The sequence below is a fragment of the Myxacorys sp. genome, from assembly GCF_059501405.1.
The window spans coordinates 19,072-29,709 of sequence record NZ_JCACCM010000090.1; the positions used below are offsets into that span (position 1 = coordinate 19,072).

Annotated in this window: 6 protein-coding genes; 2 read left to right on the forward strand and 4 right to left on the reverse strand. The window is 51.5% G+C overall.

Features of this window, described 5'->3' with window-relative positions; genetic code table 11:
* Positions 1-21 precede the first annotated feature (21 nt).
* The 4 genes from AC5I6P_RS10660 to drmD are packed head-to-tail and all read right to left on the reverse strand — an operon-like array spanning position 22 to position 8,705.
* On the reverse strand, positions 22-4,167 hold the full coding sequence (locus AC5I6P_RS10660; protein WP_495693734.1) for an Eco57I restriction-modification methylase domain-containing protein: 4,146 nt from the start codon (positions 4,165-4,167) through the stop codon (positions 22-24).
* 6 nt (positions 4,168-4,173) lie between these two features.
* A complete protein-coding gene (locus tag AC5I6P_RS10665; RefSeq protein ID WP_495693735.1) occupies positions 4,174-4,971 on the reverse strand; it encodes an endonuclease/exonuclease/phosphatase family protein in 798 nt (265 codons plus the stop codon).
* A gap of 41 nt (positions 4,972-5,012) precedes the next feature.
* Positions 5,013-5,504 carry a hypothetical protein gene (locus AC5I6P_RS10670; RefSeq protein ID WP_495693736.1) on the reverse strand — a complete coding sequence of 164 codons (492 nt, stop codon included), beginning with the start codon at positions 5,502-5,504 and terminating at the stop codon, positions 5,013-5,015.
* A 39-nt stretch (positions 5,505-5,543) separates the two neighbouring features.
* Positions 5,544-8,705: a DISARM system SNF2-like helicase DrmD gene (drmD, locus tag AC5I6P_RS10675; protein WP_495693737.1), complete on the reverse strand. Its 3,162-nt coding sequence runs from the start codon at positions 8,703-8,705 to the stop codon at positions 5,544-5,546.
* A gap of 815 nt (positions 8,706-9,520) precedes the next feature.
* On the opposite strand from drmD, the gene AC5I6P_RS10680 reads away from it, so the two are divergent.
* Entirely contained in the window at positions 9,521-9,709 is a 189-nt protein-coding gene (locus AC5I6P_RS10680; RefSeq protein ID WP_495693738.1) for a transposase, read from the forward strand.
* Positions 9,710-9,912: 203 nt separating this feature from the next.
* Entirely contained in the window at positions 9,913-10,431 is a 519-nt protein-coding gene (locus AC5I6P_RS10685) for a hypothetical protein (protein ID WP_495693739.1), read from the forward strand.
* Positions 10,432-10,638 lie beyond the last annotated feature (207 nt).

A 10,638-nucleotide genomic window follows, 5' to 3' on the forward strand; every position in this document is an offset into this window, starting at 1 on the left:
TGCGGAGGAGTTTTGTGTCGATCAAAACAGCTGGCCCTGGACTATCTCGCCTGTGGATGGAACGCTCACTGTTTTAGATCTGCTCTGTTTGTTGGTTTTCCCTTTCTTCTTGCCTTTATCATGCAAGCCCTGAGCAACTTCTTCGGCGTAGCGCTGATGGTTCAACTCCAGCAGCCGATCGAGCACTTCACGTCGAGCGGTTTCGCTGATGGTGAACCGATTGCCCTGTTTCGTCTTATGAAAACCGTGCTCTAAGTCGAGGTCTTGCCAACCGTAGGCAGCAGCCACTGCCTGATCCATCTCAATATGCAGCGATCGCAATTTCTGAATATCATCTGCCATCTCACTGGCGTTATGAAAGCGGTTGTAGGTTTTGGTCAGCCCTTCCTGGAGATCGCGCATGACTGCCTGACGATGAGTGTAGTAGGTTTCGCCGATCATGCCGAGAGATGGAAATTGGGTGTCGAGATCTGAGAGATCGAATGTAGGGAAGGGGAAAGTTTCAAAGCAGTCAGAGGGAGTATAGACCGCATCTGTTCTTAAAGAACTCCCATATACTAAAACCCACCAGTAATGAAAATTGGAACACAAAACACAAAATAAACTATCACTATCAGAAACAATGACTACCAATTTCTGATCAAAGACAATATCTGTAGAAACAAAAACTGGATACTTTGTCTTACTTGTTTGTGCAAATACTAAAACTCTTTTCATTCCTACAAGAGCTTTTTCTAAACCAGATGCATAATCACCAAAAATCCACCAACGCTCACGACGAGCTTGACGTTTATTGTTTAAACGTTCTGGTTTTACTCTTTGTTCAACAATATCAATTATTTCTGGATAGTTTAGGCATTTGTCATATGAATAATTTCTAAAATTAATAACCCATCGGCTAGCAGAGTGTTGAGGACTAGAATTTAGATCTTGACCAGTTAGATAGGGAAACAAGACTTCTTGATTTTTGATATTTCTATCAATGAGATCTTTGGCTTCTTCTACTTCCAGAATGAACCCCAAGCCATATACATTATGCCCCTTGAATGCTTGACTTGCATTTTTAGCAAGTTTATAAGGTGTGCCATCAAATTGCCCTATCTCTGTCAAAAGAGGAGTGATGCCAGAGGCAGGTTTAGCATCTAATAAAAATTCACTTAGCCAGCTACCACTAAACATCCAAACGAGGGACACTTCCAAGCTTGCACCACCTATCCAGGGACGACTAGATATAGCACGAGTAATGGTAAAGCCCTTGTCGATCAACTGGTTCAATCCAACTTCACGAGTATCGCCCTGAGCAATGGTGTTTGTTGCAATTAAACCAAAGCATCCGGCAATTTTTAGGATCTGAACGGCTCGTAAAAAGAAATAAGCACATAAATCAGCACTACCACGTTGACCATAAGCAAGCTGCTCAACTAAATGCTCCCGGTAGTCTGCTCCCAAAACATCCGATACCTTAATTCCTCCCTGAAATGGAGGATTTCCAACGATCGCCGCAAATCCCTTCGTTTCACCTTCTAAAAACACCTCAGGAAACTCCAACAACCAATGAAACGGCTTATGAGGTGGTTGATTTGCTCGATTTCCCAAATTCAACATTCGTTCTGCACTTGCCCTCAGTGCCGTAATGTCTCGCGTTTGTTTTACCGTTGCTGTTCCTGCTAATTCCTGCTCAATCCGCTGCGACACCACCATCAAATCTTCCGTCGTCAAATCAGACGTTTTCCCGGCATCTGCCAACGCTCTGCCAATCAAGTAATCCCCCACAAACCGAAGCCGATCAATCGCCTGTTCTGCTTCCTGAAACAGTCGTTCTTTTTCCTGTAAATCTTCAATGCCATTGACGCTAAAACTTTCCAGCTTGCGGCGTTTGGCGATCGCATCCTGCAAAATAGGTCGCCAAATTTGAGAGGCGATCGGATACTGAACCACTTCATTGTCTGGATTCAGATTCAAATACTCGATCTGTTCAGCACGAGTAATGCCCAACAGCGAATCGCCCCACTTCAATGCATGATCCAGAAACGTAAACGGTCGCCCCTTCGCCAGCGTCACCAGCCACAGCGACAGCTTTGCCATCTCCACCGCTAACGGGTTTTTATCGACTCCGTAGAGGCAGCGATCCGCCACAATCCGTCGCGCCACCAACAACCGCTCATCCAAATCTTTCGGAATCGGGCACTCTTCAGGACGTGCCTCCGACAGCGTTCCGTCTGGCGCAATCACCACCTGCCCCGGATGCTCTGCCTCCGCCTGCTGCCATGCTTCCACCAGTTTCCCAGCCAGATAACGACAGGTCTGTACCAAAAACGCTCCACTGCCCATCGCCATATCGCAGATCTTCAGTTGAAGCAGTTCCGCCGCTGATCGCAACCGCCACTCTTCCTTTGGCTTCCCCTTTGCCACGCCCTCATACACCAGCGGCTCCAGCGTATACTGCACAATCTCCTCCGTCAGATTACGCGGCGTGTAGTGCGTCCCACTCTGACGGCGATCGACCCCCTCCGTCATATACACCACCCCTGCCGGAATCACCACTGGGTAGCCCAGCGTATCCTGCCGGATCAACCCAGCGAAGGGAAGGACGCGATCAAACAGTGCCGAGTCATTGTTGCAAGCCGTCCGCAAACGCTGCTGGTCGCGTGGTTCAAGCTCCACACTTAAGGCTTTTTTCAAGGCAGAGAGCGATCGTCCCGTCTGCTCCTTCAAAAATGTCAGCAACGCCGCTTCACCTTGCGCTTGGAAACGCTCTAACTCTGCCAGTGCAACCTCTGGTTCCTCATAGCGTGTGCCGACCAAGCCCAACACGGTCGAAGTCGCCCGCACCGCCGTATGATCCAGCAAGCCTTCATAGACATGCCCAATCTGCTCAATATCCAACGCCCGAAACGACAGCCGACGCGGCTCCACTCCACCGCCCGGCACCCGGATTTGCAGAATTTGCAACGCCTCTAGCAAGTGCAACACAATCCGGTTGTTGATCCGCAGCGGGTCAGCTCCAGTTTCCTGCCAATGCGTCCCCTGCTCTCGCCCCTCCAAAAACGAAAAGCGATCGGGGTCAAACAAGCTCCCACCATAGGCTGGAAGCTGCAAAGTATCGTGAAAAATCCCGCCATACACTGCCCGAAACGTTGCCAGCAATCGGCACCAGGCATCCGATCGTCGTTCCAACACCTCCTCCCCATGCAGATCCGCGTGCGATCGCAACTGCTCCCGCAGAGTAGACACCGCATAATGCTGGTCATACAGCGGGTCGCCCAACAGCAGCAACCCCCGCTCCTCCGCACAGAAGAGAAACACCAGTCGCATCATCACTGTCAGGGCTGCCTCATAGATCTGGGACTCGGAGATGTCTTTCAGCAAGACTCCATTTTGATCCTGGTCGAGACGAGCGATCGCCTGTACCAGCACTTCCACTGCCCGCCGCACCTGATAGCCCAACTGGTCAGTGACTTCCTGCTGATCCGCTACGCTCTGGCTCAGCAAAGCTTCCAGCGTCTGGGAGTCCTCGACCCCAAAGAACCGCCGCGCCACCAACAAACTCCGAAACGCCCGCAGCGTCAGATGCTCCTCTACCCAAAGAATGCTGTACCAGGAGATAAACCCCGTTGTCTCTCCCTTCGGCGCATTCACCAACATCCAATGTTCGCCATTCGTCACCAGCCCCAACTGCACATTGCAGGCGTGCAGCAACTCCATCATCCGCGTCGCCGGACTCGCCGCCCATCGCGATCCCTTTAACGGCTTCTCTAAATCCTGCCCTGCTGGCACAAGTTGCACCAGTAAACGGGGCTTTCCAGCCTCTGATGTTCCTGATGGATTCACCACCACCCAATCCGGACGTAAGGTTTCGTTTTGTTCAGCAACTACCACACTCAACCCCGGTGGCATCTGCTGCCCACTCAACAACACTTCCTCCGGCAATTCCAGCGTTTGCTTCAGCACAAACTCCACCCAAGCTCGGTGAATCGCTGGCTCCGGCTTCAACCCAAACTGGCTGTCCTGCCATTCTTCGTATGCCGATCTCAGCCGCTTCAAAGACTCCGGGTCATGAGCATCCAATCCTGACGGAAACGTCTTGAGTAGCACAGGCAGACTCAGAAACGGACCTGATGCTTCAACCAGAGAAAGCCATTCAGCGTGGTGGCGAGCAGTAGACATAGATGGTTAAGATGGCAGGATAGACAGAATTGCAGCAGACGCAGGCACAGCAGTAGGCAGAAATAAAGGAACTGGCCCCTCAGAAAATGTTGCTACCACCGGATTATGGTCACTCAACTCCTCCCATAGGGGCGAAGCCAGCACCTCACATTGATTCAAGTAACGATACCAGGCATCCGGAACAAAGATGCCGTCACAGTGGTAGGGAGTTGCTTGATTCCGATTCCAGCGCAAGGTCTGAGCAAGATCGCGGTTGGGGTTCGCGGCTTGCCAGCAGCTGATCAAGCCAAACTCTCTTCGCAGTCGCTCCAGCAACCACAGATCCTGATCTTGTTGCTTTTCGTTGGGATGACGGGCTCCAACCGTCAGGTTAAAGTCACCCCCAATGATCAAATCACCGTCATTGGGAAGACTCCCAATCCAGTCAAGCATCCGATTGACTGAGGGTTTATAAGGTGCAGGCACATGGATGCTGAAGATGCGGAGCTTTCGTCCCTGGTTGGCTGACCAAGCGAAGCCCTCCACTTCCACACCCACGACACACCCCTCAAAGTCCGGTACGAGAATGCGGTTGACGGTTCCCGACCGCACGAATACGGCACTGCCCCACGCATTATTCCCCACCTTTGCCCACTGCACCTGCTGCTGATGAGCCTCCCAAAAGCTGCTAGTCACGTATTGCTCAGGGGAGCAGGTTTCTTGCACCAGAAAGATGTCTGGGTTTGCCACCTCAAAAAGCTGAGCCCAGTGGACACGCTGGTTGGCTTTGCCACCACACCGAAGATTGTAGGTCGAGATTTTCATGGTTGTTTGTCGTTGTGCTTAAGATCGGCTCACTACCGCAATCAAGGAAATTCAATCAAGACTGGACCTTCTGGAAGGAACCGAGCTTGATAATTCGTCTTCTTATCCTTCCCCCGCAAGCTCCCGATCGACAGCGGCATTTTAAGCGGTTCTAATCCTTGAACTTCCCAAAATACGGCCCAGGTTGGACTATCCGTGGCAGTAGATTTGGGTCGATACATCGCTTTACCGGGATAGCGACCGCGACGAGACCCCACAGACCCCACGTAAAGCCCGCGCCAAGTTACCTGTGGGTTCAAGGGTTGGTCGCCCTTTGCGTGAGAGGCATAGATCAAGACCTCGATCGCCTGACCACTCCTCAGCTTTTCGGCTTCCCCAAACACTTCAAAGTCCATGCTGCCAAAGGCAACTTTGGGCAAATGATTAGGTGGCAGATCATCGGAATCGAGTTGAGCCGCGATCGCTTCCAGTCCTGAAAGCAAATGCTCTTCTGGAACGGGAGCGAGGATCGCGAAGGCACGGGTTTTTTGCATGAAGGGACCACCATTGAACAAAACGTGAGCTTTTCTAGCCTACTGGTGTCGGAGGAGTTTCTGTGGCACCAGAAATGTGACTGCCAGAGGAAAAAGTCGTGCCGTTGGGTTTTCAAACCGCTTCCGAACGAGAGCCGTTTCTTGCTCAATTTCCTGTAGAATTTGGGCTGCTCTGGCTTTGAGGCTGTTCATATTCCGCTCAAACTGCTCTCGTTCAGGCGTACTAAAGAGCGTCAGTTGCTCCACCTGCGGTTCATCTAATTCCTTGAGGATGCTTTTCTGCAATTCAGTGAGGATGGCAGTAATGTCGGCAATCTCTTTCTCTGCCCGGTTCTGCAAATCCTGTTGCAGGCTCGTCGTTCGTTCTTCCTGCCTCACCACCAACGCCTGCATGAGTGGCTCAGCATATTTGTCCCACAGTCCTGCTAACTTCTGTTGCACGACTTCGGGCACTGCGCCAGCAGAAATTGCCCCTAATGCCGCTTGTAGTGGCATCACCCTCAGACGGCTGAAGCGTCCTTCCTTCAACACCCCACCAGCCGTAATCACTTCTTCATGCAGCCGTTGCTGGTCACTCCCCAGAATCACCAGTCGCCCATATGCCACTACTACCGGAGTCTCTAAACCCGCCTTCGAGGACACCACTCTAGCAGCCACTCGATGCAGTTGCTTTCTGCCTTCTGTAGACCAAACCTCTGCCCGCAACAACCGTAAACACATCTGCACCAAACGGTGATTTAGGTGTGCCAGCACCACATCATCGCGTCCATGTGCTGCATCGGAGTCAAACACAATTGGGCGAATTTCTTTGGTGTGAGGATGCTCCAACCCCTCAGCGCAGACAGCCCAGCTACTCTTCAATGGAGGCAAATGAAAGACTGGGCCCTGCAAACCCTCAACTGTTGCCTCGATTAACGGGGGCTGGTCCGCTAACTCCAAGCCAACCCGCACGACCGCTTCAACGTTCTCCGGAGTCAACCGCAGGTTTTGCCGCGTCTCCTGTAACTGCTCTCGCAGTTTCTCAATTTGCTCTCGCACCTTGCGTTCAAACTTGAGCATTCGTCGCACAGGTGCTGATTCTTGCTCAGCCCTGGCAGTATCCAGTGTCGCCCGTCGCCCCAACATCGCCTCTTCCACCTGTGCCGCAATCACCGGACCGACTTTGCCCAGGTCTTCCCGAATGTTGTTCACCTTGAGCGCTGCCCGCATCAGAAACTCTAAATCCCCCTCCAAATCACCAGGACGAATCCCACTCGTAGCTTGCTCCTGGTAGCCCTTGCCCACAAAATGATAAATCCGTACTTCGGTCGCTCGCTGCCCATGACGGTCGATCCGCCCATTCCGCTGCTCCATCCGATTTGGGTTCCAGGGAATTTCATAGTGAATCAAGCGGGAACAAAAGTTTTGTAAATCTAGACCTTCCGAAGCTGCATCGGTCGCGAGCAGAATCCTTACCGGAGAAATATCGGGATGCGTTTGGAAGGCTGCTTTAACCACTTCGCGATCGTCGGAATTCATGCCACCATAGAGCGTCAGTAGGCGATCGCCCTGCACCAAACCCTCGGCTGCTAGCAAGTTATAGAGCCATTTCTGCGTTGCCCGATACTCAGTGAAGATAATCACTCGCTCATTCGACCACTGTCCCTGGGGACGAATTGTGGTGTTAAGCCAGTCGAGCAGGTGGGTTGCCTTGGCATCTGGTTGTCGGGCTGCCACTTCCGCCCACTGGAGCATCTCCCGCAGCAAACCTTGTTCTTCCGGTGCCAGTGCCCGAAACAGGCGGCTGGTGTGGCTAATCGACTCATCCGTTACTGCTTCATACACCGCATCGTCAGCAAATTCTTCTTCCACCTGTTCCACCTGTCGCCGCAAAATCCCTTCAGTCGGTTTAGCAGACAGGCTGCTGGCTTGACGACGACGCGCGGTTGTTAACGACTCCTGGTGTTGCGTTAGTGTCGTGAGGAATGCCTGCGGGCACGAAAACAGTCGTTTCTTGAGCAACTTCAAGACAAACTCAGTAGCGTACTTCTCAAGATTGTCGTTAGCGCCCTTTGTTCGCAGTTCGGTATACCGCCTCAGAGATGCATGAGCCTGGCGTTCTGCCTGAGGATAGTCAACTGCAATCGCTGCCAATTTGCGTTCGGGAAACATCGGGGAATCATCCCAATGCTTCATCTCCTGCTTTAAGCGCCGCACCATTACCACTTGCAGCTGGTTGCGATCCGGTTCGACTCCTCTGGCGAAGCGTTGGGTATCGAGGAGTTCTAGCAAGGCCGTAAAGCTTTCTGGATAACCGTTGTGAGGAGTGGCAGTTAAAAATAACTTGTGCTCAAAGTGTGGCACCAGCAGGCGAATGGTAGCCGTTCGCTGTGAGTCGATTGCATACTGCCCACTGCTAGAGGGAGCCACATTATGCGCTTCATCGACAATCAGCAGATCAAAGCGACGGGGATAGAGGGATTCCCCTTCTGCTGGCAGCACTTCTCGAAACAGCCGCAGGGGGCGATCTCGTTTGAGAAAATCGATCGAGGTAATGAGGCGAGGAAAGTGAATCCAGGGATTAACATGAATGCCGCGCTGTCGTCGCAACTCTTTCATCAAAGTACTGTCCACGATGCGGCAGTCTAATCCAAACTTATCCCGCATCTGGTCTCGCCACTGAATTTGTAGCGAAGACGGACAAACAATCAGCATCCGCCGACAGCGATGACGAATAATTAATTCTTGAGCAACTAATCCGGCTTCGATTGTCTTCCCCAATCCCACGTCATCTGCAATAAGCAGGTTCACCCGAGGCATCTGGATGGCTCGTACCACCGGGTCAAGCTGATAGTCTTCAATGTCAATGCCACTGCGAAAGGGAGCTTGAAGTGTGCGAATATCCGCAGAAGAAGCCGCACCCCAGCGCACGGCATCGAGAAAAGCATCCAAGCGAGCCGGATCATCAAAACCAGTAGGTTGCGGCAATTCTACCCGCTCATACACCTGCGTCCCAGGCTCTAGCTCCCAAATTACCTGAAGCTCTTCTCCTAGCCCATCATCCTCAATTGAGGAGAGCAAGACTAGACTTTGAGGCGGTGTCGCTTTCGGCAAGAGAGGACTAGCGGGCAGCGTCGTTTGACGGATACCCGTCACCACATACTGTCGCTGCCGGACTCTCACCAGTTGTCCCTGCTCTGGCATTGCTTTCGTGACACTCATAAAAAACATTAATAGCTTGATCTCGTTGAGTCTGGCATAAGCACCTCCCTTCGTCATCATGCCCATACGCGGAGATGAGGTGTACTGATGGCATCGATCTTGCAACCGCCTAAAAGCGATTGCTCAGATAATAAACATTTGTACTGCATTTGTTTTGTACTGCAATAGCTCAATTCAAAAGCAACTCACTGGCTTCTCAGGTTCTAAAGAGTGACTTGCCCATGCTGTCTGTCTGCTGCGTTTGAGGCGCACCTACAATGAAAATTTCGCACCGAAATTGAACTAGTAATTATGCTATGGATGCTTAATAGAAGCCTGACCTATAGCCAATTAGTAAACCCCATTTTGAGAGGATGGGAGCAGCAGCGGTAACCATCCTGGCTCTAGAACTACTCAAACTTCGATAACGAAGCGGCGGTTGATGCTACCGTTAAGGGGCGATTGTCTCCCAGCGGGAACGGACCAAGGCAACAAGACCCCTGGAATGAGAGATAGCAACGGCAAAAATCAGAAAAACTCTTGGCATCTGCAGGGGAACTGCTTGTATTCGTCGGACGCATGTCCCCCCGTGTGACAATTAATTGCTTCGGGGTCGCAGAGGAATACTCAGATGCAAACTTGCTCAGCGACTACCCAGCATCAGCAGTTAGACAACTTGGAGGGCCGCGGGCCGCTTCCTGCCACCCTTGACCCTAGGCTGTGTTTTAAAACCCGAAGCTAGAATGGAAATAGATATATTTCAAAGAAAGCTAGCAGGCATTGGTAGCACGCAATCCAATTTCACGAAAAGATTTAACCCATCAACAATGGCAGCGATGACAACCCCTGTTGCCGCAACCAAGTCCAAAAGGTGGACGACCTGCCAACGAGCATCGCGCACCCTTATCAATGGCATTCTGTGGATTCTTCGCACCGGTGCTCCCTGGCGTGATTTGCCCGACCGTTATGGAGCCTGGGAAACCGTCTCAGGGCGTTTCTATGCTTGGCGTAAGCGAGGACTGTAGCAACAGATTTTGTTGGAGCAGTTGCAGCAGCAGGCCAATGCTGCAGGCGAGTTTGACTGAAAGCTCCACTTTGTCGATGGCAGTGTGATTCAAGCGATCAACATGCGGCGGGGGTAAGTGGCAGTGATGCGGAGTCAGAAGCCCTGGGGTATAGCAAAGGTGGGTTTAGCACCAAAATCCATTTGCGTTGCGAGGGGCATGGCTTGCCAGTGACCTTTCTGCTCACGGTTGGACAACGCAATGAGGCGGTGGAGTTCGATGCCTTGATGGAGCAAGGCGAAGTTAAACGAGTTGGCCGTGGACGACCGCGCCTTCGTCCGCAACGAGTCGCAGGAGACAATCGCCGCGGCATTGGGGTTGTGATTCCCCGTCGCAACTACACAATAGGCGCGATCAAGCGTGAAAAAGCGCGATTGCGCCTATTGCAAATCGGGCTCCCGCCAATACACAGAGTCAAGGCTTTTTCAATAGTAGTCCTAATTTCTTCCAGAAGTCATCTTAGGCTAAATTGCATAGTTGCAGGTGGAGTAATTCATGCCCTGCTGCTAAACGCGATCCTTCGTAGCTTGGCATCACCAATCGGGTTAGCCATTTACAACTTCCTCAAAACACGAGATGTCCCAAGAGTGCGGTTGGCTCAGATAGGCTCGGAAGGATCTTGCATCAAGCTGAAATACACTTTGAGCCGCTTCAAGTTGGAGGCGTTTTTTTTAAGACGATAGAACGTGTGTTACCTGGCTGTATTGAAGCCAAAACCTATATAACACGGCAGTAACACACTCAGCAAAAACGAAGATTTCTTTCTAAACCAGCTTTAGGAAGAAATCTTTGATGCAATCATGGGCATCGCCTGAACAGTATTCGGTTGCTTGCCGGTTTTGGACATTTTTTGGCTATTTTTCAAAGCCTGAATCCTGAAACCTATGGGC